This is a genomic window from Curtobacterium sp. GC_Cur_3 (assembly GCF_026544205.1).
Classification (GTDB): Bacteria; Actinomycetota; Actinomycetes; order Actinomycetales; family Microbacteriaceae; genus Curtobacterium.
This window is the reverse complement of sequence record NZ_JALNUI010000007.1, coordinates 16988-39842: the sequence shown is the minus strand read 5'-3', so window position 1 is coordinate 39842 and position 22855 is coordinate 16988. Positions and strand designations below refer to the sequence as shown.

Below are 22855 nucleotides of genomic sequence, written 5' to 3'. Positions count from 1 at the left end.
CCCGGCAACGGGTCCGGACACACGGCCCCACGGGGCCAGGGAGTGAGTACGGCACTTGTCCGGAATCAAAACGACCGGTCAGAAACGACTCGTCCTCGTCTCGGGTCGGGCCCACCCGGAACTCTCGGCGCAGATCGCAGACGAACTCGACGTCGAGCTCGTCCCCACCGACGCCCGCACGTTCGCGAACGGTGAGCTCTACGTCCGGTTCGACGAGTCGGTCCGCGGGTGTGACGCCTTCGTCATCCAGTCGCACACGGCCCCGATCAACGAGTGGCTCATGGAGCAGCTCATCATCGTCGACGCGCTGAAGCGGGCCTCCGCCAAGCGCATCACCGTCGTCGCGCCGTTCTACCCGTACGCGCGGCAGGACAAGAAGGGCCGTGGGCGCGAGCCGATCTCGGCCCGCCTGGTCGCCGACCTGTTCAAGGCCGCCGGCGCGCACCGCATCATGAGCGTCGACCTGCACGCCGCGCAGATCCAGGGCTTCTTCGACGGCCCCGTCGACCACCTCTTCGCGATGCCGGTCCTGCTCGAGCACTTCAAGGCGATCCTCGACCCGTCGATGCTGACGGTCGTCTCCCCGGACATGGGCCGCGTCCGCGTGGCCGACATCTGGTCGGAGAAGCTCGGCGCACCGCTCGCCATCATCCACAAGCGCCGCGACCCGCTCGTGCCGAACCAGGTCACCGTGCACGAGATCGTCGGTGACGTCTCCGGTCGTTGGTGCCTGCTCGTCGACGACCTCATCGACACCGGGCGCACCATCGCCAAGGCCGCAGAGGCCCTGAAGGCCGCCGGGGCCATCGGCGTCGTGGTCGCCGCGACGCACGCCGTGTTCTCCGACCCGGCCACCGAACTGCTGCAGAGCGAGTTCATCGACCGCGTCGTCGTGACCGACACCCTGCCGGTGCCGGTCGAGAAGCGCTGGGACCGTCTCGAGATCCTGCCGATCGCCCCGCTGCTGGCGCGCGCGATCCACGAGGTCTTCGATGACGGCTCGGTGACGTCCATGTTCGATGGTGCAGCCTGATCCACCCCGCGCGTGACGCCCTCGCCGCCCGACTCCGGGCGGCGGGGAGCGTCTTCGCCGAGGACGAGGCCGACCTGCTGCTGGCAGCCGGCGACGGCGACCCGGCACGACTCCGGTCCGTCGTCCAGCGTCGCCTGGCCGGTGAGCCGCTCGAGTACGTGCTCGGGTGGGCTGCCTTCGACGGCCATCGCATCCGCGTCACACCGGGCGTCTTCGTCCCGCGCACCCGCACCACGATCGTGGTCGAGCAGGCCGCGCAGCTGCTGCACCGCTACGACCGCGTGGTCGACCTGTGCTGCGGCGCCGGAGCGATCTCCGTCGCCCTGCTCGGACGCGTCGGTGCGCTCGACCTCGTCGCGTCCGACATCGACCCCGACGCGGTCGACATCGCGGCCGAGAACATCGGCGACCGCGGCATCGTCGTCGCCGGAGACCTGTTCGCGCCGCTGCCGACCCGGTTCCGCGGGGTGGTGGACGTCATCGCGGTGAACGCGCCGTACGTGCCGACCGAGGCGATCGCCACGATGCCGGCCGAGGCCCGCGACCACGAGCACCGTGTCGCGCTCGACGGCGGCGGGGACGGCCTCGACCTGCACCGCCGGATCGCCGCCGGGGCGGGGGAGTGGCTCCGGCCGGGTGGGGCCGTGGTGATCGAGGTGTCGTCGGCGCAGGCGGCGGAGTCCGTCGCGGTGTTCGCGTCCGCGGGGTTCGCGGCGCGGGTCGAGCACGACGACGAGGTCGACGGCACGTGCGTGGTCGCCGTGGCCGCAGCCGCAGCCGCAGCCGCAGCCGCAGCCGGAGCTGCTGCTGCAGCGCTCGGGGTCAGCGCGCCGTCAGCGTGATCGCGTCCCACCCGGTGGCGCCGTTCGGTGCCGGGGGGCGCTGCACGCTCGTCTGCACCTGACCGTCGGCACCGACGGCCCGGACCTGCACGTCGTGCGTGCCGGCCGTCGCCGTCCACCGCAGGACCCACTGCCGCCAGGTGTCCGAGGACACGGAGTCGGCGAGCTCGGCGTCCTGCCAGTCCGCCGAACCGACCTTCACCTGCACGGCCTTGACGCCCGTGTGCGGATGCCAGGCGACCCCGGCGATCGCGACCCGGTCGCCGACGGAGACGGTGCTGCCGTTCGCCGGGGTGTCGATGCGCGACTCCAGCTTCACCGGGCCGCGGGCTGACCAGCCCCGCGGGGTCCAGTACCCCTGGGCGTCGGCGAAGCGGGTGACCTCGAGGTCGACGACCCACTTCGTCGCGGATACGTAGCCGAACAGCCCGGGGACGACCATCCGGACAGGGAAGCCGTGCTCCGCGGGCAGCGGGTGGCCGTTCATCCCGACGGCCAGCAGCGCGTTCGTCCCCTCGTCCTGCAGGACGTCGAGCGGCGTGCCCGCGGTGAAGCCGTCCTCGCTCGTCGAGAGGACCATGTCCGCGTTCCCGGTGGGTCGGGCACGGGCGAGGAGCGTGCGGATCGGGTGGCCGAGCCAGAGCGCGTTGCCGATGAGGTCGCCACCGACCTCGTTCGACACGCAGCTCAACGTCGCCATGTGCTCCTCGAGGGGGAGGGCGAGGAGGTCGTCCCAGCTCAGGGTGATCTCGTGCTCGACCGCGCCGTGGATCCGGAGGGACCAGTCCGCGGGGTCGATCGACGGCACCCGGAGCGCGGTGTCGATCCGGTAGAAGTCGGCGTTCGGGGTGACGTACGGCGTGATGCCCTCGACGTCGAGCGATGCCCCGGCCGGCACCGCGGGGGCGGCGTTGACCGGTGCCGGCAGGCGGATGGAGCGTCGCACTGCCGCGGCGCGCTGCATGCCGGCCGTGCCGAGCCGCGCGCCGGTTCCGGCCACGATCGAGACCACCCCGAGGGCCGCCGTCCAGACGAGGAACGAGCGGCGCTCCGGCTGGGCCTCGGTCCTGGTCGGTGTCGCGGCGGCGAACCGCCAGGTCCGCAGCCGCTCGACGAGCACGCGGAGGACGATCACGGCCGCGCCGACCCCGAGGACCGACGGGCCGCCGTCCCAGGTGCCCGAGCCGGACCGAGTGGTCACGGCGAGCAGCGAGAGGGCGCCGCCGATGGCGAAGACGAGCGCGCCGAACGGCGGTCGGCGGAGTTCCAGGACCCCGGCACCGGCCGAGACCAGGAGCATGAGCACCGCCATGAGCACGAAGAGCGCGACCTTGTCACCCGTGCCGAACAGCGCGACCATGAGGTCCTTCGCCCCGCCCGGGGCGAGGTCGATGACGGCGGAGCCGACCGCGACGAGGGGGCTGCCCGCACCGCCGAGGACGAGGGCGCACAGCTCGGCGACGGCGAGGAAGGCGAGCGCGGCGACGACGCCGGCCGCAGCCGCAGCCAGGCGCGGACGCAGGGTCGTTCGACTGGTGGGCACCGGCCGATGCTACGGCTGCACGCTGAGTGCACCGCCTGTGGAGGCTCGTCCCACCTGAGCGGGTCGCCGGGAGTTCACGGATGGTCGGTGGGGTTCTCCGGCGGACCGTGCGAGGATCGGGACGTGCTGAGGCGACCCGACCGTGTCCCGCGGGACGGTCGCGCCCGGCAGCGGATGTCGCCGCTCCGCCGCCTCGCGATGATCCGCTGGGTCATCGTCGGTGTGTGGGCAGCGCTCCTGGTCGCCAGGATCGTCGTCGTGTCGCGGACGCCCGACGCCGACCTCACCGTGTTCGGCGTCGCCGAGGTGGTCGTCATCGCCCTCGGCGTCGGGGTCGTCCTGGCCGGGATCCTCCGGATGCAGGGCCTCCGCCGGCGTCGCGAGGACGAGTCACTCGCCCTCGCCATCCGCCGGATCGACCCCACGGTGTGGCTGGTGCCCGCCGCGCCCACCGCCGAACTCCGGCTGACGGTCGAGGAGACCCGACCCGAGGTCCCGCTCGGCGCCCGCGTGACGTGGGCGTTCGGCGCGACGGAGGCCTCGCTCTGGGAACTCGACGAGCGTCGGGCCACCCGGCTGCTCGTCATCCGGTGGAGCCGGGTCATGCACGTCGGACTCGAGGACGCGACCGGTCAGGGCGGCCGCACGGGCTGTGCGGTCGCGGTGCACTACGTCCGGCCCGACGAGACGACGGCCGTCGCGACGTTCTTCGTCCGGACGGCACCCGGTTCGCGTCGGGTGCTCGGCCGTGGGCCGAAGCTCGACCGCCTGATCGCCGAGCTGGCGCGGGAGCGCATCGTCGCCTGACGCGCCGGGACTGCTGCTCAGGCAGCGGTCCGTGCGAGCGTCACCTGCTCGTCGGACACGTCGCGCAGGTCGCGGCTGCGGAACCACCGCAGCAGCCAGTCCGCAGGAGATCCCGCGAGCTCCTTGGGAAGGCCGGACCGCCGCTCGAGGAACGTGCTGAACCCCGGGTCGTCGCGGACCTCGGCGTCGGTGGGGTTGCCGAACGCCATCGACCAGCCGTCGAACCGGCGGGCGCCGATGCGCTCCATCGACAGCGACCTGACGTCCTGGTGCCGAGGGTCGGCCTTGATCGCAGAGAACCGGTCCTCGACGCTCCACTCCGGGCCTTCGAGCACCTGCATGAAGCGGCCGCCCTTGGCCACGAGGAGTCCGGAGACGCCGAGCGCGTCGTTCGTGAGGCGGGCGTCCCGGAGGAGACTGACGAGTTCCGCATCGGTGAGTTCGTCGACGGCGACGGACATGTACACGAGGGACACGAGGGTGGTCATGGCTGCAGTCTGGGCCGCGCGCTCGGACCGGGTCAACGCGGACATCCGCCGAACGAACCCAGCTGCCGATCGACATCCGATAGTCGCGGGACGCGACGGTCGACACGACCGAGGACGCACCGAGGGCACCGCGTCCGGCGAGGCCCTCGGTGTGTCGATCGCGCGGGGGTCAGTGCGTCGAGGGCTCCTGCTCGACCTCGCGGCGGTCGTCCTCCGACCACAGGGTGTGGAAGGTGCCGTCCTTGTCGATGCGCTGGTAGGTGTGCGCACCGAAGAAGTCGCGCTGGCCCTGGATCAGGGACGCGGGCAGGCGGTCGGACGCGAGCGCATCGAAGTAGGACAGCGCGGACGAGAAGCCCGGCGCCGGGACGCCCGACGCAGCCGCGATGCCGACGATGCGACGCCAGGCGGCTTCGCCCTCGGCCACGGCGTCGGCGAAGTACGGGTCGACGAGCAGGGACTCGAGCTCCGGGTCCTTGTCGTAGGCCTCGACGATGCGGTTGAGGAACTGCGCGCGGATGATGCAGCCGCCGCGCCAGATCTTCGCCATGTCACCGAGGTTGATGTCCCAGTCGTACTCCTTGGCCCCGGCGATGATGAGGTCGAAGCCCTGGGCGTACGCGACCACCTTCGACGCGTACAGCGCCGCACGGACGTCGTCGGCGAACGTGTCGGGGACCTCGGCGATGGACGGCCGGTTCTTGACGGACTTCTGGACCGCGGCACGCTGCGACGCCTTCGACGACACGGCGCGGGCGAAGACCGCTTCGCCGATGCCCGACACCGGGATGCCGAGCCCGACCGCGTTCTGCACGGTCCAGACGCCGGTGCCCTTCGACCCGGCGGCGTCGCGGATGACGTCCACGAGCGGCTTGCCGGTGTCGGCGTCCTGCTGCTTGAGGACCTCGCCGGTGATCTCGATCAGGTAGGACTCGAGGTCGCCCTTGTTCCACTCGTCGAAGACCTTGACGAGGTCCTCGACGGAGAGGCCCCCGACGCGGCGGAGCAGGTCGTAGGACTCCGCGATGAGCTGCATGTCGGCGTACTCGATGCCGTTGTGCACCATCTTCACGAAGTGTCCGGCACCGTCGGTGCCGACGTGGGTCACGCACGGCTCGCCCTCGGCCACCGCAGCGATCGACTTCAGGATCGGCCCCAGGGTCTCCCAGGCCTCGTCCGAGCCGCCCGGCATGATCGACGGCCCGTGCAGGGCGCCTTCTTCACCACCGGAGATGCCGGTGCCGACGAAGTTGAGGCCCTTCTCCTTGAGGTCGTGCTCGCGGCGGATGGTGTCCTGGAAGTTCGCGTTGCCGCCGTCGACGATGATGTCGCCGGCTTCGAACCGCTCGGCGAGCTGCCCGATGACCGCGTCGGTGCCTTTGCCGGCCTGCACCATGATGATGGCCGTGCGCGGCTTCGAGAGCGACGCCACGAAGCCGTCGATGTCCTCGGACGCGATGAAGCCGGCGTCACCGTGCTCCTGCATCAGCTCCTCGGTGCGGGCGTAGGTGCGGTTGTAGACCGCCACCGTGTTGCCCTCCCGCGAAGCGAGGTTGCGGGCGAGGTTCGACCCCATCACCGCGAGCCCCACCACACCGATGTTCGCCTGACCGTTGCTGTCTGCCACGAGGATCTCCTTCGTCGTCACGTTTCGCCCACGCTACGTCCGCCGCGCTGGGACCGCCCGACAGTTGCCACAACCTGGGGAGAACAGTCGGTGATGCCCATACGGTGGAGGCATGAGCGACCGAACGACCCGACCGCCCGTCCTCGTCATGGGGGTCTCCGGCTCCGGCAAGTCCACGATCGGCGAGGCCCTCGCGAAGGCGTTGCACGACCGTGGGGAGCCCGCGGAGTTCGTCGACGCCGACGACCTGCACCCGGCGTCGAACAAGGAGAAGATGCGGCAGGGCACGCCCCTGACGGACGAGGACCGCTGGCCGTGGCTCGACGCCTGTGCCGCCCGCATCGCCGAGGTCGAGGCCGCGGGGAAGCGCTGCGTGATGGCGAACTCCGCCCTCAAGCGCATCTACCGGGACCGGCTCCGGGCGAGTGCGCCCGGGCTGTTCATCGCCTACCTCGACGGGTCGCGGGAGCTCATCGCGGACCGGCAGTCGCACCGGCACCACGAGTACATGCCGAACTCCCTGCTCGACTCGCAGTTCGGCACGCTCGAGCGGCCCGCGGACGACGAGGCCGGCGCTGCCGTCCCGATCCAGGGCACGGTCGAGGAGACCGTCGCGCGCATCCTCGCCCTCCTGCCCTGACGAGGCAGGCCCTGCCCGGGCGACGCAGGCGCCGCCCGACTCGGCCCGGTGCGAGGCAGCCCCGTGCGAGCTCGACCACCCCGTGCACCGCCACGACCTCGCACCGAGTGCGCAACCTCGCACGACGGCCAGCCCCACGCCCCTACAACTTGAACGTCGCCCGCGGGATGTCGGACACGATCCGCTGCGCCGTGCGGACGGCGTCCTCCTCGGACACCTGGTGCGTGACCACGAGCGACGCCAGGTACGCCGCGTCCGCCCGCCGCGCCATGTCGTGCCGCGCGGGGATGGAGCAGTACGCCCGGGTGTCGTCGATGAACCCGGACGTCTTCGTGAAGGACGCCGAGTCGGTGACCGCCGCCCGGTACCGGCCGATCGCCGCCGGGGTGTCGATGAACCACCACGGGGCCCCGGCGTACACGGCGGGGTAGAAGCCGGCGAGCGGGCCGATCTCCCGGGAGAACACGGTCTCGTCGACGGTGAACAGCACCAGGTGGAACCCGGGCGCGGTGCCGAAGGCCTCGAGCAGCGGCCGCAGCGGCTCAGTGAAGGCGCCGACCGCAGGCAGGTCGTGCCCGGTGTCCGGCCCGAAGCGCTCGGACGTCGGCGTGTGGTGGTTCCGGATGATCCCCGGGTGCAGCTGCATGACCAGACCGTCATCGACGCTCATCTCGGCCCACCGGAAGAGCATGTCGTGCCGGTACGCCACGGCCTCGGCCGCGGTCACCCCGGATGGTCCCTGCATCGCCGCCGCGTGGATCCGCGAGCGCTCGGACGGTGACAGCGGCGTCGACCCGGCGTCCAGCACCCCGGTGTCCGTCGCGGTGGCGCCGTGCTCGATGAAGTACTGCCGACGCGCACGGAGTGCCGCGAGCAGCCCGTCGTGGGTGCCCGTGTCGATGCCCGCGGCCTGACCGACGGACGCGACCACGAGCCTCCAGTCCGGACGGGAGGGGTCGAAGACGGCGTCCGCGCGGAAGGTGGGGAGCACACGACCGCGGAAGGTGGGGTCGGCGGCGAGCCGTGCGTGCGCGGCGAGGTCGGCGTCCGGGGCGTCGGTGGTGGCGAGGACCTCGATGCCGAAGGCGTCGAACAGGGCGCGTGGCCGCATCTGCGGCTGCTGCAGCAGGCCGGCGAGGTGGTCGTACTGCGCGTCCGCGTTCGCGGCCGACGGCTGCTCCGTCAGCCCGAAGACGTCGTGCAGCTCCGTCTCGAACCAGTGGCGGACGGGGGTGCCGAGGAAGTCGTCCCAGTGCTCCGCCAGGGTCCGCCAGACGGCACGGCCGGGAGGCATGGTGCCGGTTCCCGACAGGTCGGCGCGACCCAGCGCCTCCAGTCCGACACCGTTCGCGTGCAGGAGGCGCAGGACGTAGTGGTCCGGCGTGATCAGCAGCGCGGCGGGGTCGGCGAACGGCTGGTCGTCCGCGATCAGGGCCGCGTCGACGTGCCCGTGCGGGGAGATGATCGGCGCGTGCGCGACGGCTTCGTACAGGGTCCGGGCGATCGTCCTGGTGGCGGGGTCGGCGGGGAACAGCCGGTCCGGGTGCGGAGCGAGGGTGGTCGGGGGAGTGGTGGTCATCATCGGTTCCTTCGCGAGGACGGCACGGACGGCACGGACCGCACGGACGGCGCGGACGTCTTGGGCTGCTGGGACGGCGCGGGTCCGGTCGACTCGCGCACCGTCAGGTGGGTCGGCAGGGCGACGGCACCGCTGAGGTGCTCACCGGGCAGCTCGTCCGCCGGGACGGCACCGAGCCGACCGAGCAGCATCCGGATGGCGACCCGACCCGCCCGCTCGATCGGCGAGGTCATCGTGGTGAGCGGCGGGTTGCAGAAGTCGGCGCCGAAGATGTCGTCGCAGCCGACGATGCTCATGTCCTGGGGCACGCGGACACCGCGCTCCCGGAGCCGGCCGAGCATGCCGATCGCGATGAGGTCGTTGAAGGCGATGCACGCCGTCGCGCCCGCGTTGAGGGCGGCGTCGGCCGCGGCGGCCCCGGAGTCGACGAACGGAGCGTGCGGGCCGATCCGGGCGACACGGACGTCCAGCCGCCCGGCGACCCGGACCAGGGCGCGCCAGCGGCGTTCGTTCGACCACGAGCTGTCCGGCCCCGCGACGTAGAGGACGTCACGGTGCCCGAGCGACGCGAGGTGCTGCACCGCCTGTTCGACACCGCCCGGGGTGTCGATGAGCACGGACGGCACCCCGGCCGGACGGCGGTTCACGACCACGAGCGGGGTGCGCTCGGCGAACTTCGCGATCTGCGCGTCGGACAGGCGTGACGCGGTGAGCACGACGCCGTCGGCCTTCGTGGACACCGCGCTGAGGGCGGCCATCTCGGCGTCCGCGGACTCCTCGGTGTCGACGAGCAGCTGCGTCCACCCGGCGGCGGCGAGCTGGTGCTGCGTGCCCCGGATGACGTCGAAGTAGAAGGGGTTGGTGATGTCGGACACCAGGACCGCGACCGCCCGGGTCCTGCCGGACGTCAGCGCCCGGGCCTGGGAGTTCGCGACGTAGCCGAGCTCGCGGGCCGCCTGCTGGATGCGCTGCTGCGTCGCGGGGTTCACGCGGTCGGGGAGCGACAGGGCGCGGGACACCGTCGACGGTGCGACCCCGGTCGCGGTGGCGACGTCGCGGATCGTGACGCGGCGGGACGAGTCGGTCTCGGTCACGGGCACCTCCCTGTCCGGCGTGCTGTCGACGGTCGGGCGGCGCTGAGTCGTCCCGAACGAGACGCTGCCGGTCCCGGGCGGGACGGCTGCGTCTCCCGAACGCTAGGCCGCTCTGGCAACAAGTGGCAACCGGTTGCCGCATGTTGCCACCCGCGCGACAGTGGTCGTCAGCCGGGCCGTCCCGGCGGACCCCCGAGCAGCGCCGCTCGGGTGGATGCTCCAAGGAGGAACCCCCATGAAGGCACGGACCCTGATCGGTTCCGTGGTCGTGGTCGCCCTCGCGACGCTGTCCCTGCAGGGATGCGCGATCGTCAACGGCAGTGGCGACGACCCCAACACGCTCCGCGTCATGATGGGCGCGGACACGACCTACCCCGAGGAACGCAAGCAGTGGCAGCAGGACACCGCCGCCGAGTTCAAGCGCACCACCGGCGCTGACGTCCAGTGGGAGACGTACTCCTCTGCGCAGGAGGAACTGACCGCCATCCAGACGAGCGTCATCTCGGGCCAGGGCCCCGACGTCTACGCGATCGGCACCACCTTCACCCCGACCGCCTACGCCACCGGCGCCTTCGTGCAGATGGGGAAGCAGCAGTGGGACGCCATCGGCGGGAAGGACCAGTTCGACCCGGCGTCGTTCGGCATCTCCGGACCGAGCGCCTCGAAGCAGATCGGGATCCCGTTCGCCAGTCGTCCGTTCGTGATGGCGGTCAACACCGACCTGCTCGCCCAGGCCGGCATCACCGCGATGCCGACCACGTGGGACCAGCTCACCGCGGACGCGAAGGCCACCACGACCGGTGACCACCACGGCCTGGCGATCGCCTACGCCGACGGCTTCGACCCGTGGAAGTTCATCTGGGGGATGTCGCAGAACGCCGGCAACACGATCGTCGACGGCACGAAGGCCGAGCTCGACGCGGACGCCGTGCAGAACGCCTACCGGACGTACTTCGACTGGGTCACGAAGGACGGCGTCGTGGACACGGCCGCGGTCGGATGGAACAACGCGCAGGCCCTCGCGCAGTTCACCGACGGCAAGGCCGCGTTCTTCCCGATGACGACGACCACCGCCATCAACTCCTTCACGGACACGGCGGTGGACGGCAAGTACGAGTTCGCCCTGCTGCCGACCGTGCCGCCCGGCGCCACCGAACGCCCGGCCGACGGCATCGAGGCCGCCAGCATCCTGTCCGGCGACAACTTCGTCGTCGCCGACTACGGCACCAAGCAGGACCTGTCGTTCGCCTTCATCAAGCAGCTCAGCACGAAGAAGGCCCAGCTCGAGTACTACGACCTGTTCGGCAACCTGCCCACCAACGTGGACGCCGCCGCGGAGCTCGCCGCGGAGAACCCCCAGCTCAAGCCCATCATCGACGCCGGACGCCTGTCCAAGCCCACCGCCTTCACCGGCGCCTGGTCGGACATCCAGCTCGCGCTCGTCGACGTCGTCGTGCAGTCGATCCCGTCGCTCAAGCGCGGCGAGGTCACCGACGACCAACTCCGCAGGCGCCTGCAGGACGCGCAACGGGACGCCCAGGCCACGCTCGACCGGCAGAAGAACGGAGGTCTGTGATGACCACCACGCAGACCAAGCCCACCACGCGGCGGTCCGACGGGCGCCACCCCGTCCGCCCGCACGGCACGACCCCGCTGTACAAGCGGGAGCGTCCGCTCTGGATGCTGCTCCCCGGCGGCCTCCTCATGCTCGCGATCATCGTGGTCCCGCTCCTCGTCGGGCTCTTCATCGCGATGCTCGACCTCGACCAGTACACGCTCCGCCAGTGGTTCAGTGCCCCGTTCGTCGGCTTCGCGAACTTCGCCGAGGCCTTCACGAACTCGCCGCTGTTGCACTCCATCTGGATCTCGGTGTCGCTCGCGGTGCTCGTCACCGCCGTCACCGTCCCGATCGGGGTCGCCGCGGCGATCTCGACGCAGAACCGGTTCCGCGGCCGTGGGCTCGTCCGGTCGGTCTACCTGATCCCGTACGTGCTCCCGGCGTTCGTCGTCGGCACGTTCTTCCGCACGATGCTCCAGCCGCAGGGGGTCGTGAACTCGGTCCTGCACACCGACGTGCTCTGGCTGAACGGCTCCGCGTCCTACTGGGCCCTGGCCGGCGTCATGGTCTGGACGAGCTGGCCGTTCGTCTACCTGCTGTCCCTCGCCGGGCTGCAGGCGGTCGACCTCGAGGTGCACGAGGCCGCCTCCCTCGACGGCGCCACGTGGTGGATCAAGCTCCGCGACGTCGTGTTCCCGTACCTGCGCGGTCCGCTGAGCCTGGCGGTGATCATCTCGATCCTGCACGACATCAACAACTTCACGCTGCCGTTCGTCCTGTTCGGCATCCCACTGCCCTCGAGCGTCGAGGTCATGCCCGTCCTGACATACATCGCGAGCTTCCAGTCGTTCCGCTTCGGGCTCTCCGCCGCGATGGCGATCTGCTCGCTCGTGATCGTCGCCATCCCGCTCTTCGTCTACCTGCGGGCCGTCCAGCTCGACACCGGCGACGACGCGGGCCCGAACCGGAAGCAGCGCCGCGCCGACCGCGCCGTGCTGGCCGCCCCGTCCGCCGCCGACGTCGAGGGAGCACGCGCATGAGCGGGTACAGCACCACCAGGACCCGTCCGACCGCCACGCTCACCGAGAGCATCACGGCCCCGCGCGGTGGCCGCCGACCGAAGCGTCCGTACGACACCGACGTCACCCGACTGCTGCCGCGCTGGCTGCTCGTCACCGTGATCGCCGTCATCGTCGCGTTCATCGCCGTCCCGGTGCTCTACATCGTCTTCGGGTCGGTCAACTCAGACGTCGCCGTCGCCCGCGGCGAGTACTTCCCGTCCGAGTTCACGCTCGCCAACTACGCCGACATCTGGTCGACGGTCGCCCTCGGGCAGGGGCTCGTGAACAGCATCCTGACCGCCGGCGCGGTCGCCGTCTGCAGCGCTGCGCTCGCCGTGTCGACGGCCTACGTGCTCGTCCGTTTCCGGTTCCTCGGCCGTCTGACCTTCCTCCGCGGTCTGCTCGCGCTGCAGTCGATCCCCGGCACCCTGCTGCTCCTGCCGGTGTTCGTCGTGTTCGCCAACATCGCGAGCGCCACGGGCGTGCAGGTCATCGGCACCCGGTGGGGCCTGTTCGTCACGTACCTGACGTTCGCCCTGCCGTTCTCCACCTGGGTGATGGTGACGTACCTCCGTGGGCTGCCGAAGGAACTCGAGGAAGCGGCCCGCGTCGACGGCGCGTCCTCGACCAGGATCCTCACGAAGATCGTCCTGCCGCTGTCCTGGCCGGGGATCGTCGTGTCCGCCATCTTCGCCTTCCTGCTCGGCTGGAACGACGTGCTGTTCTCCACCATCATGACGACCCCGAACACACGGACGGTCGCCGTGGTGCTGCAGGTCCTCGGCACGACGCAGGAGGGCGGCGCGGTCCCGATCTACGGCCAGATGATGGCCGCCTCGATCGTCTGCGCGGTGCCGGTCGTCGCCCTCTACCTGGTCTTCCAGCGCTACCTGGTGGGCGGTCTCACGGCCGGCTCGGTGAAGTAGCGCGAGTTCTCCACAGACTGCCTGGAGGCCCGGCGCGGGTCCGCCCCGCCGGTCCAGGCTGGTCATCAGGTCACCAAGAAGGGAAAGTCATGACCCAGCTCAGTTGGGAACTCTCGGGGTTCGGTGACGAGATCGACGCCGACCCCGTCGTCCAGGTCGCCGTCCTCCAGGCGCTCGGGGCCAGTGCGATCGAGGTCCGCAGCGCATGGGGCGTCAACGTCGTCGACCTCGACGACGACCAGCTCGCGGGGCTGCACCGGGTCTTCGAGGAACGGGGACAGACCGTCTCCGCCATCGCCTCGCCGATCGGCAAGGTGTCCGTCGACGAACCCGTCGAGCACGAGGTCACGCGGCTCGGCCGGGCGATCGCCGCCGCGCACGCCCTCGGCACGACGAACATCCGCATCTTCTCCTTCTACTTCGCGGGCCGCACTGCCGAGTCCGTCCGCGACGACGTGCTCGTGCGGATGCGGGCCCTCGCCGACCTGGCTGCACGAGAAGGCGTCACGCTCCTGCACGAGAACGAGAAGGACATCTACGGCGACGTGCCCTCCCGGGTGCTCGACGTCGTCGAGAGTGTCGGGTCCTCGTCACTCCGGTTGGCGTGGGACAACGCCAACTACGTCCAGTGCGGCGTGCGGCCCTTCACCGACGGCTGGGCGCAGCTCGCCCCCTACGTCGACTACCTCCAGGTCAAGGACGCCCTCGCCGCCGACTCGTCCGTGGTCCCCGCGGGGCAGGGCGACGGCGAGCTCCTGCGCACGCTCACGGCGCTCCGCGATGCCGGGTACTCCGGGTACGCCTCCCTCGAACCACACCTGACGGACGTCAACGCCCTCGGCGGGTTCTCCGGCCCCGCGGCGTTCGGCCGCGCCGGCCGCGCCTTCCGCACCCTCACCAACCAGATCGGAGTGACCCTGCGATGACCGCAGACACCACCAGCACCAACGCACCCCTGCGCCTGGCCGTCGTCGGCGCCGGAGTCATCGGCCGCCACCACGCCCGCGTCGCCCTCGCCAACCCCGGACTCGACGTCGTCGCCCTCGTCGACGCCGTGCCGGCAGCGGCCACCGGGGCCGCCGACGAGATCGAGGCCACGGGGGCACCGCGCCCGCTCACCACCGCGACCATCGAAGACGCCATCGCGCAGACCGACATCGACGTCGTCGCGATCTGCTCGCCGTCCGGCATGCACGTCCAGCTGGCCGAGGCCGCCCTCGCCGCCGGCAAGCACGTCGTGATCGAGAAGCCGCTCGACACCACGATGCCCCGCGCCCGGCAGATCGCCGCGCTCGCCACGGCCGCCCGTGCGCGCGGGCTGGTCGTCAGCGTCATCAGCCAGCACCGCTTCGACCCGGCGTCCGTCGCGGTCGCGCGCGCCGCCCACGGGGGCGGGTTCGGCCGGGTGACCTCCGGCGTCGCGAGCGTGGCGTGGTTCCGCTCGCAGGGGTACTACGACTCCGGGGACTGGCGTGGCACCTGGGACCTCGACGGTGGCGGCGCGGTGATGAACCAGGGCGTGCACACCGTCGACCTGCTCGTGTGGACCCTCGGCCGTCCGGTGGAGATCTCCGCGCAGATCGGGCTGCTCGCCCACGACCGCATCGAGGTCGAGGACACCGCCGTCGCGACCGTCCGCTTCGACACCGGAGCACTCGGCGTCATTCACTGCACGACGGCCGCGTACCCGGGCCTCTCCGCCCGGTACGCCGTCTACGGCACGCAGGGCTCGGCTGTGGTCGACGACGACCGGCTCGCCTACTTCCACGTCGCACCCGACGCCGCCACCCTGGCATCGGCTGCCGCGAGCGCCAACACCACCGCCGTGGCCGACCCGGTCGACCAGAAGTCCGACGTCGTCCCCGCCGAGCACCTCGTCGGTGGGCCGCCGGAGCCCGAGCACTTCCTGGCCGGGCACGGTCGGCAGTACGACGACATCGTGGACGCGATCCGCACCGGTCGTGACCCGGGCGTCACCGTCGACGACGCCCTCGTGTCCCTCGCCACCGTCCGCGGCCTCTACGTCAGTGCCACGCTGGGGCAGCCCGTGCTGATCGACGACGTGATCGACGGCCGGTACGACGACGTCGTCCCGGTCGTGCACGCCTCGCCCGTCGCAGCCGCAGAAGGAGCCACCCGATGAAGTTCTCCGTGTTCACCGCGTCCACCCCCGACTGGACCCCGTCGCAGGCAGCGGAGACCCTCGCCGCGCAGGGCTGGGACGGCATCGAGTGGCGGATCGTCGACGACCGTCCGGCCGACGGCACCACCGTCCCCGCCGAACGGGCCTTCTGGGCCGGCAACCGGTCGACCTGGCAGTACACGGGCATCGCCGACCAGATGGGGGAGATCGCCCGGATCACCGACGGCGCCGGGCTCGCGTACTCCGGCATCGGCGGCTACCAGCAGGCCGCCGACCACGACGGCGTCGAGACGATGCTCCGCGTGACCGCCGAACTCGGCGCCGGACAGGTGCGCGTCAGCATGCCCGTCTACCGACAGGAGAAGGAGCGCACCGGCGAGACCTACCCCCAGGTGTTCGACCGCACCCGCGCCGACCTCGAGTGGGCGGCGTCCCGCGCGGCGGACCTCGGCGTCAAGGCCCTCGTCGAGCTGCACCACATGACCATCACCCCGTCGGCCTCGGCGGCCCTGCGGCTCGTCGACGGCCTCGACCCGGAGCACGTCGGCGTCATCCACGACCTCGGCAACCTCGTCATCGAGGGCCAGGAGGACCACCTCGCCGCGTTCGAGCTCCTCGGTCCGTACCTGGCGCACGTGCACGTGAAGAACGCCCGCTGGGTCGACACCGGCGACACCCGGGCTGACGGCAGCAGCATCTGGCAGCACGAGTGGGCCCCGCTGCGCACCGGACAGGCCTCGGTGTCGGCGTACGTCGACGACCTGCGGGCCTTCGGGTACGACGGCTGGGTCACGGTCGAGGACTTCTCCACCGACCTGCCCCTCGACGCCCGCACGGCCGACAACCTGGCATACCTGCGCTCCCTGGTGCCGGTGACCGCGTGAGCCGTCGACCCGGCATCGTCCACCTGGGCATCGGCGCCTTCGCCCGCGCCCACCTCGCCTGGTACACGCAGCACGCGTCCGCGGAACCGTGGGGGATCACGGCCTTCACCGGCCGCTCGCCCGCCGTGGCCCAGGCGCTCGCCGCGCAGGACGGCCGCTACACGCTCGTCACCCGCGCGGCGGACGGTGACACCGCCGCGGTGGTCGACGTCGTCGTCGCCGCACACCCGGGCAGCGACGACGCCGCGTGGACGGCGGCGCTCGCGTCACCGGACACGACCGTGGTCACGCTGACCGTCACCGAGCAGGGGTACCGCGCCGGCTCCGACGTCCCCGCACGGCTGGTGGCCGGACTCGACGCCCGTCGGCGCGCGGACGCCGGCCCGGTGACCCTGATGAGCCTCGACAACCTCACCCACAACGGCGAGGTCCTGCGCCAGGCCGTGCGCGACGCCGTGACCGACCCGGCCCTCCTCGACTGGATCGACGCCACCGTGACGTTCCCGAGCTCGATGGTCGACCGGATCACCCCGGCGACGACCGAGGACGACGTGGCGGCGCTCGCCGAGTTGCCCGGCGCCCTCGACGACGACCGGGTGCCCGTCGTCACCGAGCCCTTCACCGAGTGGGTGGTGGAGGACGCCTTCGCGGGGGAGCGCCCCGCGTGGGAGACCGCCGGCGCGCGCGTGGTGGACGACGTCACCCCGTACGAGCAGCGGAAGCTCTGGCTCCTCAACGGGTCGCACTCCCTGCTCGCCTACCTCGGACTGCTCCTCGGCCACGAGACCGTCGAGCGGGCGATGGCCGACCCCGTGTGCCGCTCCGCGGTCGAGGCCCTGTGGGACGAGGCCGCGCAGGAACTCTCGCTGCCCACTGAGCAGGTCGAGGACGCCCGCGCGGCCCTCGTCGAGCGCTTCGCCAACCCCCGCATCCGGCACACCCTGGTGCAGATCGCGTCCGGCGGCTCGCAGAAGCTGCCCGTGCGCGTGGTCGACGTCGTCCGGCACCGCCTCGAGCGGGACCCGGCGGCCGGCATCGGTCCCGGGGCGGCGACCCTCCTCGCGGCGTGGTGGCTGCACGTGACCACGCAGGAGGACCTGGTGAACGACCCGGGCGCACCCGGTGCAGGCTCGGACGTGCACGACGTCCTGGCCGTCGTCGCACCCGACCTCGACACCACCCCCGTGGTCGCGGCCGTCACCGCCGCGGCCGACCGCATCCGCACCGCCGCGGCAGCAGCCCGCCAGCCCTCCGACGAAGGAGTCCCCGCATGACCGACGCCATCCCCGCCCCGACCGAACCGGCTGGCACGACCGGCACGACGAACCCCGCGGCCCCCGTGCCCGGCGCGACGGACGACCGCAGCGGGGAGCCCACCGCCGGCCGACCCGACACGTGGGCCAGCGCCGACCGCCGCCAGCTGATCGACCGCGCCGAGGTCATCGTGACGAGCCCGGACCGGAACTTCGTCACGCTGAAGATCACGACCGCCGACGGCGTGACCGGGCTCGGCGACGCCACACTGAACGGGCGGGAGCTCGCCGCCGCCGCGTACCTCTCCGAGCACGTCGTCCCGCTGCTGATCGGGCGCGACGCCAGCCGCATCGAGGACGCCTGGCAGTTCCTGTACCGCTCGTCGTACTGGCGCCGCGGCCCGGTGACGATGGCCGCGATCGCCGCCGTCGACATGGCGCTCTGGGACATCAAGGCCAAGGTCGCCGGCATGCCGCTCTACCAGCTGCTCGGCGGCGCGTCCCGCACCGGGCTGATGGCGTACGGGCACGCCTCGGGCAAGGAGCTGCCCGAGCTGTTCGACTCCATCCGTGCGCACCAGGAGGAGGGCTACCGCTCCATCCGCGTGCAGACGGGCGTCCCCGGGCTCGAGTCGATCTACGGCATCGCGTCGAACCGGACGACCGAGGGCAACGCCGGCGTCCGGTACGACTTCGAGCCGGCGCAGCGCGGGGCCTTCCCGGCGATGGAGGACTGGGACACCCGTGCCTACCTGCGCCACCTGCCCACGGTGTTCGAGGCGGTCCGCAACGAGTTCGGCCCCGAACTGCCGCTCCTGCACGACGGCCACCACCGGATGACGCCGCTGCAGGCCGCCAGGCTCGGCAAGTCCCTCGAGCCGTACGACCTCTTCTGGCTCGAGGACTGCACCCCCGCCGAGAACCAGGAGGCCCTGAAGCTCGTCCGGCAGCACACCACGACACCGCTCGCGATCGGCGAGGTCTTCAACACGATCTGGGACTTCAAGGACATCATCCGCGACCAGCTCATCGACTACGTCCGCGGTGCCGTGACGCACATGGGCGGGATCACGCCCCTGCGGAAGACGATGGACTACGCCGCGCTGTACCAGGTCAAGTCCGGGTTCCACGGGCCGACCGACATCTCGCCGGTCGGGCTCGCGGCCCAGATGCACCTCGGGCTCGCGATCCACAACTTCGGCATCCAGGAGTACATGCAGCACGGACCCCGGACGAACCAGGTGTTCCGCCAGACGTTCACGTTCACCGACGGCTTCCTGCACCCGGGCGACGAACCCGGCCTCGGGGTGTCGCTCGACGTCGACGAGGCCGGCAAGTACCCCTACGAACAGGCCTACCTGCCGTTCAACCGCCTGGCCGACGGCACCGTCCACGACTGGTGAGCCGCCGCGGGTAGCCTCTGCGAACGTGGACATCGACACGCTCGCAGAGGTCGCCCGCGAGCTCCTGCTCGTCGCGCCGGCGGACTTCGTCACCGAGCGGACCGCACGGCAGCGCGCGATGCGCGCCGACAACCGCGACACGGCCGCGGCCATCGGGAAGCTCCGGAAGCCGGCTCCGGCCGCCTGGGTGATCGACCTGTTGGCGAACGAGCAGGCCCTCGACGAGGCGGTCGACCTCGGTCCGTCGTTGCGTGAGGCCCAGGCGAACGCGGACCCGCAGGAGATCAGCGCGCTCCGTCGCCAGCGCACGAGCGTGGTGACCGCACTGGCGCAGGCCGGGGCGGACCTGGCCTCCGATGCCGGCCACCCCGCCACGACGGCGGTCCTGGAGCAGGTCCGCGCCACGATCGAGGCCGCGATGGCCGACCCCCACGCCGGAGCGGCCGTCCGCTCGGGCCTCCTCGTGCAGCCCCTGGAGAGCGTCGGCTTCGAGGACGTCGACCTCGACGGCGCCCTCGCGGTCCCGGACGCCGTCCCCGATGCCTGGTCCGGCAGCGGGGCACCACCCATCGACATCGCAGAGGGGCGGCGCGCGCGGAAGTCGCCCCGAGCCTCCCGGCCGAGCGAACCGGACCGCACCCCGGAACCGGAGCCGGCGCCGGAAGCCGACCCAGCTGCCGAGCGCCGCGCCGCCCGCCAGGCCGAGACCGTGGCGCGGACGGAGTCGCGCGAGGCGGATGCGGCACTCGACACCGCCGAGCGGGACCTCGAGGCCGCGGAGGACCGCCGGGCCGAACTCGCACGCGAGCTCGAGCGTGCCACCGCCGAGGTCGAGCGGCTCGAACGCTCCCGCGACGACGCCGAGACGACCAGCGACCGCGCGCGCGACCTCCTCGCCGCCGCCCAGGAGCACCGCCGCTCGCTCGGCCACTGACCAGCGCGTTCATCACCTCGGATGAAAACCGCGCGCACGGCTCGCTGACCGCCGGAGCGTCCCCATACGCTCGGCCTCATGACCACCTTCCTCCGACGGTTCCGACACCTGCTGGCACCCGCCACCGGCGTCGTCTACCTCGTGCTCTGGATCGTCGCCGAGGCCGGTCGTTCCGGGCTCGCAGACCACGTCGTCGTCGTCTCGGCCTTCGCCGTCGCGATCGGTCTGGCGGCCTGGATGCCGGCGACGTCCCTCGGGCTGATCGCCGTCGTCCCGTTGCTGCAGGCGCTCCGGCTGCTGCACCGCCCCACCGACACGACCTGGCCGGAGTACCTCGCCGTCGTGATCGTCGTCGGCATCGTCGGTGCCGGACGGTCGGACCTGCTCCGGTGGCTCGCGGTCCCGGTCCTCGCGGTCGCCAGCGCCGCCGCGGCCTGGGCGATGGTCGTGCCGACGGTCGCCGACCAGGACGTGTGGGCGAACTGGGTCACCTCGATGGCAGGGACCCGGACCAACCTCGTGCTCATCGCGCTGTCGCTGGCGGGAGCGAGCGGCATCGGGTGGGCGATCGGGGTCGCGATCGGTGCCACGTGGCGCATCGGTCTTGCCAGGGTCCGGGTCGTCGAGGCCGAGCGGGAGACCGAGGTCACGACCGTCGAGCTGCACGCCGAGCAGGAGCGCGCCCGGATCGCCCGCGACGTGCACGACTCGTTGGCGCACTCGCTCGCGGTCGTGGTCTCCCAGGCGCAGGGTGCCGCAGCCATCGCGGTGCGGGACGAGCACGCCGCGACCGCGCTGCGCGACATCGCCGAGGTCAGCCGGTCGGCGCTCGGGGACGTCCGCGCCCTCGTCGAGCGCATCCAGGGCTCGGGCGACGAGGCCCGGTACGGGTTGGCGGACGTCCCGCCACTCGTCGCCGACATGCGGGAGCTCGGCATGGAGGCGACGTTCGAACAGCACGGGGACCCGGCCGAGGTGGCACCGGGTGTCGCCGCCGCCGTGCACCGGATCGTGCAGGAGAGCCTGACGAACGTCCTCAAGCACCAGGGCCGGACCGCGGACGCCCGGGTGGTCCTCGACTGGCGGGGTCCGGGTCTCGGGGTGGTCGTGTCCTCGCGGGGCGACACACCGCTCGTCGAGCTCGACGGCGTCGGGACCGGCATCGGCGGCATGCAGGAGCGGGCGCGGCTCGCGGGCGGGTGGCTGCGCGCCGGCACCGGGGACGAGGAGCACGACTTCGTCGTGACGGCGTGGCTCCCGACGCACCGACCGGCGACGTCGACGGAACCGGCCGCGTCGACGGAACCCGCCGCGTCGACGGAACCGGCCGCGCTCGAGGCCGCCCGATGAGCGTCATCCGCGTCGCGGTCGTCGACGACCAGCGGCTGTTCGCCTCCGGCATGCAGATGCTCGTCGACGCCCAGGACGACATGTCCTGCGTGGGGACAGCAGGGGACGGGGCCGCCGCCCTCGAGCTCTGCGACGCCGAGCACCCGGACGTCCTGTTGCTCGACCTCCGGATGCCGGTGCTCAACGGCGTCGAGACGCTCGCGCGGCTGGGGGAGCGTGGCGACGACCGTCCTCGGGTGGTCGCCCTGACCACCATTCGTCGGGACGACGCCGTCCTCGCGGCACTGCGTGCGGGTGCCGCCGCGTTCCTGACGAAGGACGCGCTGCCCGAGGTCGTCACGGCCACCATCCGCGACGTGCACGAGGGCCGACCGGCACCGACCGAGGCCGAGGCGCTCGACCTGCTCCGCGCGCAGGGCACCCCCGTCGAGACCCACCGCAGCGACGAGGTGCTCGACGCCCTCACCGCCCGGGAACGCGAGGTCTTCCTGCTGGTCGCCAAGGGCCTCACGAACGCCGAGATCGCCGCGTCGGTGTTCCTCAGCGAGGCCACCGTGAAGAGCCACGTCCGCTCGGTGCTCATGAAGCTCGGGCTCCGGAACCGCATCCAGGTCGTCATCACCGCACACGAACGCGGCCTCGTCCGCGCCTAGGGGGAACCTTGCAGATCACCACACGGGTCGCGAAGACCGGGACCCTCGCCCTGGTCGTCCTCGGCCTCGGCGCCGGGGTCGTCCACGGCCTGCCCGAGCCCGCCGACGTCGCCATCCGGCCGTCGGTCGAGCGGGACCAGGCTGCGTGGACGATGCCGCTCGACGGGTGGGCCCAGCCGGCCGGCGGCAAGCAGGACTACGCGGAGGACCTCGTCATCCAGCCGTGCCTCCGCCACGCGGGCATCGACTTCCCGGTGCCGTGGGCCACGACCGCGGGGCTCGAAGCGGCCTCCGATGCCGACGAGACGCCCGAGCGCGGCAACACCTCGCCAGCGCTCTCGTGGACGAGGCCGCTCGACGCCCACCGCGCACGGACGCGGGGCTACCACGGCCCCTCGACCGCCGGCGCGGACGAGGACGGCATCCGGGAGTGGGGCCAGGACCCGGAGCGCAACGCCGCGTTCGCGGACGCATCGCAGACGGCAGTGAGCCGGTGCTTCCACGAGGGCTACCGGACCCTCGGCCTGGACGACGAGGACGGCACCGAGCAGACCGCGTCGATGACCGCGAAGCGCCTGACGTACGTCGCCGCGACGGCCGCCCGCGAGGACGACGCCGTCGTGGCCGCCGCAGCCGGGTGGCGGAGCTGCATGGCGCCGTCGGGCGTGCGGGATCTGCCCGCGTCCCCGGCCGACATGCCGTCGGAGTCCGTGCGGCGCCAGTTCGGCACCGAGATCGGCTCGACACCCGTGCAGGACGCCGAGGTCGCCGTCGCCGAGCGCGACGTCGCCTGTCAGGCGTCCTCGGGCTACCGGCGGGCGCTGTACGACGCCGAGTGGCACCGCCTCCTGCACGTCACGAAGACCGACGCCGCGATGCTCCGCTCGGCGGAGCCCGTCCAGCTGGCCGTCGACCGACGGCTCGACCGGACCATCCAGCGCCTCGCACCGGCGGCGCCGACCGACGTCGACTGAACCCGCTGACGGACGGGAGGCTCGTGGCGACGCCGCCACGAGCCTCCCGTCCGCACGTTCGCA

21 protein-coding genes are annotated in these 22855 nt (G+C 72.1%); 16 read left to right on the top strand and 5 right to left on the bottom strand.

Going from position 1 to position 22855, the window contains the following annotated elements:
* Window positions 1-55 precede the first annotated feature (55 nt).
* On the top strand, window positions 56-1033 hold the full coding sequence (locus OXR63_RS05155; protein ID WP_071279358.1) for a ribose-phosphate diphosphokinase: 978 nt from the start codon (window positions 56-58) through the stop codon (window positions 1031-1033).
* A complete protein-coding gene (locus OXR63_RS05150) occupies window positions 1030-1875 on the top strand; it encodes a putative protein N(5)-glutamine methyltransferase (RefSeq protein ID WP_276584865.1) in 846 nt (281 codons plus the stop codon). The genes OXR63_RS05155 and OXR63_RS05150 overlap by 4 nt, the downstream gene beginning before the upstream one ends.
* Here the strand turns inward: OXR63_RS05150 and OXR63_RS05145 are convergent.
* Window positions 1856-3418 (bottom strand): molybdopterin-dependent oxidoreductase, encoded by a 1563-nt coding sequence (locus tag OXR63_RS05145; protein WP_267420542.1) that lies wholly within the window; start codon window positions 3416-3418, stop codon window positions 1856-1858. The two genes, OXR63_RS05150 and OXR63_RS05145, sit on opposite strands and share 20 nt — an antisense overlap.
* 123 nt (window positions 3419-3541) lie before the next feature.
* Between OXR63_RS05145 and OXR63_RS05140 the strand changes: the two genes are divergently transcribed.
* Window positions 3542-4225 carry a hypothetical protein gene (locus OXR63_RS05140; RefSeq protein WP_267420541.1) on the top strand — a complete coding sequence of 228 codons (684 nt, stop codon included), beginning with the start codon at window positions 3542-3544 and terminating at the stop codon, window positions 4223-4225.
* A 17-nt stretch (window positions 4226-4242) separates the two neighbouring features.
* Here OXR63_RS05140 and OXR63_RS05135 read toward each other — a convergent pair whose 3' ends face one another.
* Complete coding sequence (locus OXR63_RS05135; protein ID WP_267420540.1) at window positions 4243-4713, bottom strand: BLUF domain-containing protein; 471 nt, start codon at window positions 4711-4713, stop codon at window positions 4243-4245.
* 169 nt (window positions 4714-4882) lie between these two features.
* Complete coding sequence (gndA, locus tag OXR63_RS05130; protein WP_267420539.1) at window positions 4883-6340, bottom strand: NADP-dependent phosphogluconate dehydrogenase; 1458 nt, start codon at window positions 6338-6340, stop codon at window positions 4883-4885.
* A gap of 112 nt (window positions 6341-6452) precedes the next feature.
* Between gndA and OXR63_RS05125 the strand changes: the two genes are divergently transcribed.
* On the top strand, window positions 6453-6980 hold the full coding sequence (locus tag OXR63_RS05125) for a gluconokinase (RefSeq protein ID WP_267420537.1): 528 nt from the start codon (window positions 6453-6455) through the stop codon (window positions 6978-6980).
* Between the two features lie 142 nt (window positions 6981-7122).
* On the opposite strand, the gene uxaC is transcribed toward OXR63_RS05125, so the two are convergent.
* Window positions 7123-8562, bottom strand: coding sequence for a glucuronate isomerase (uxaC, locus tag OXR63_RS05120; RefSeq protein WP_267420536.1), 1440 nt, complete (start codon window positions 8560-8562; stop codon window positions 7123-7125).
* Window positions 8559-9653: a LacI family DNA-binding transcriptional regulator gene (locus tag OXR63_RS05115; protein WP_374116067.1), complete on the bottom strand. Its 1095-nt coding sequence runs from the start codon at window positions 9651-9653 to the stop codon at window positions 8559-8561. Before OXR63_RS05115 ends, uxaC begins: the two co-directional genes overlap by 4 nt.
* Before the next feature lie 235 nt (window positions 9654-9888).
* On the opposite strand from OXR63_RS05115, the gene OXR63_RS05110 reads away from it, so the two are divergent.
* The 12 genes from OXR63_RS05110 to OXR63_RS05055 all read left to right on the top strand — a co-directional run bounded on the left by OXR63_RS05110 (window position 9889) and on the right by OXR63_RS05055 (window position 22792).
* Window positions 9889-11229: an ABC transporter substrate-binding protein gene (locus OXR63_RS05110; RefSeq protein ID WP_267420532.1), complete on the top strand. Its 1341-nt coding sequence runs from the start codon at window positions 9889-9891 to the stop codon at window positions 11227-11229.
* Window positions 11229-12251, top strand: coding sequence for a carbohydrate ABC transporter permease (locus tag OXR63_RS05105; RefSeq protein WP_267420530.1), 1023 nt, complete (start codon window positions 11229-11231; stop codon window positions 12249-12251). Before OXR63_RS05110 ends, OXR63_RS05105 begins: the two co-directional genes overlap by 1 nt.
* The gene (locus tag OXR63_RS05100; protein WP_267420529.1) at window positions 12248-13198 is read left to right on the top strand and encodes a carbohydrate ABC transporter permease; all 951 of its coding nucleotides are present in this window, start codon (window positions 12248-12250) and stop codon (window positions 13196-13198) included. Before OXR63_RS05105 ends, OXR63_RS05100 begins: the two co-directional genes overlap by 4 nt.
* An 89-nt stretch (window positions 13199-13287) precedes the next feature.
* Window positions 13288-14124 (top strand): sugar phosphate isomerase/epimerase family protein, encoded by an 837-nt coding sequence (locus OXR63_RS05095; RefSeq protein WP_267420528.1) that lies wholly within the window; start codon window positions 13288-13290, stop codon window positions 14122-14124.
* A complete protein-coding gene (locus OXR63_RS05090) occupies window positions 14121-15341 on the top strand; it encodes a Gfo/Idh/MocA family protein (protein ID WP_267420527.1) in 1221 nt (406 codons plus the stop codon). Before OXR63_RS05095 ends, OXR63_RS05090 begins: the two co-directional genes overlap by 4 nt.
* Entirely contained in the window at window positions 15338-16225 is an 888-nt protein-coding gene (locus tag OXR63_RS05085) for a sugar phosphate isomerase/epimerase family protein (RefSeq protein WP_267420526.1), read from the top strand. The genes OXR63_RS05090 and OXR63_RS05085 overlap by 4 nt, the downstream gene beginning before the upstream one ends.
* On the top strand, window positions 16222-17499 hold the full coding sequence (locus OXR63_RS05080; RefSeq protein WP_267420524.1) for a mannitol dehydrogenase family protein: 1278 nt from the start codon (window positions 16222-16224) through the stop codon (window positions 17497-17499). The genes OXR63_RS05085 and OXR63_RS05080 overlap by 4 nt, the downstream gene beginning before the upstream one ends.
* On the top strand, window positions 17496-18881 hold the full coding sequence (gene manD, locus OXR63_RS05075; RefSeq protein WP_267420522.1) for a D-mannonate dehydratase ManD: 1386 nt from the start codon (window positions 17496-17498) through the stop codon (window positions 18879-18881). Before OXR63_RS05080 ends, manD begins: the two co-directional genes overlap by 4 nt.
* Before the next feature lie 25 nt (window positions 18882-18906).
* Window positions 18907-19815 carry a hypothetical protein gene (locus tag OXR63_RS05070; protein WP_267420521.1) on the top strand — a complete coding sequence of 303 codons (909 nt, stop codon included), beginning with the start codon at window positions 18907-18909 and terminating at the stop codon, window positions 19813-19815.
* A 78-nt stretch (window positions 19816-19893) separates the two neighbouring features.
* Window positions 19894-21165, top strand: a complete 1272-nt coding sequence (locus OXR63_RS05065) for a sensor histidine kinase (protein ID WP_267420519.1) — start codon at window positions 19894-19896, stop codon at window positions 21163-21165.
* Window positions 21162-21818: a response regulator transcription factor gene (locus OXR63_RS05060; protein ID WP_267420517.1), complete on the top strand. Its 657-nt coding sequence runs from the start codon at window positions 21162-21164 to the stop codon at window positions 21816-21818. The genes OXR63_RS05065 and OXR63_RS05060 overlap by 4 nt, the downstream gene beginning before the upstream one ends.
* Window positions 21819-21826: 8 nt before the next feature.
* Window positions 21827-22792 carry a hypothetical protein gene (locus OXR63_RS05055; RefSeq protein WP_267420515.1) on the top strand — a complete coding sequence of 322 codons (966 nt, stop codon included), beginning with the start codon at window positions 21827-21829 and terminating at the stop codon, window positions 22790-22792.
* Window positions 22793-22855 lie beyond the last annotated feature (63 nt).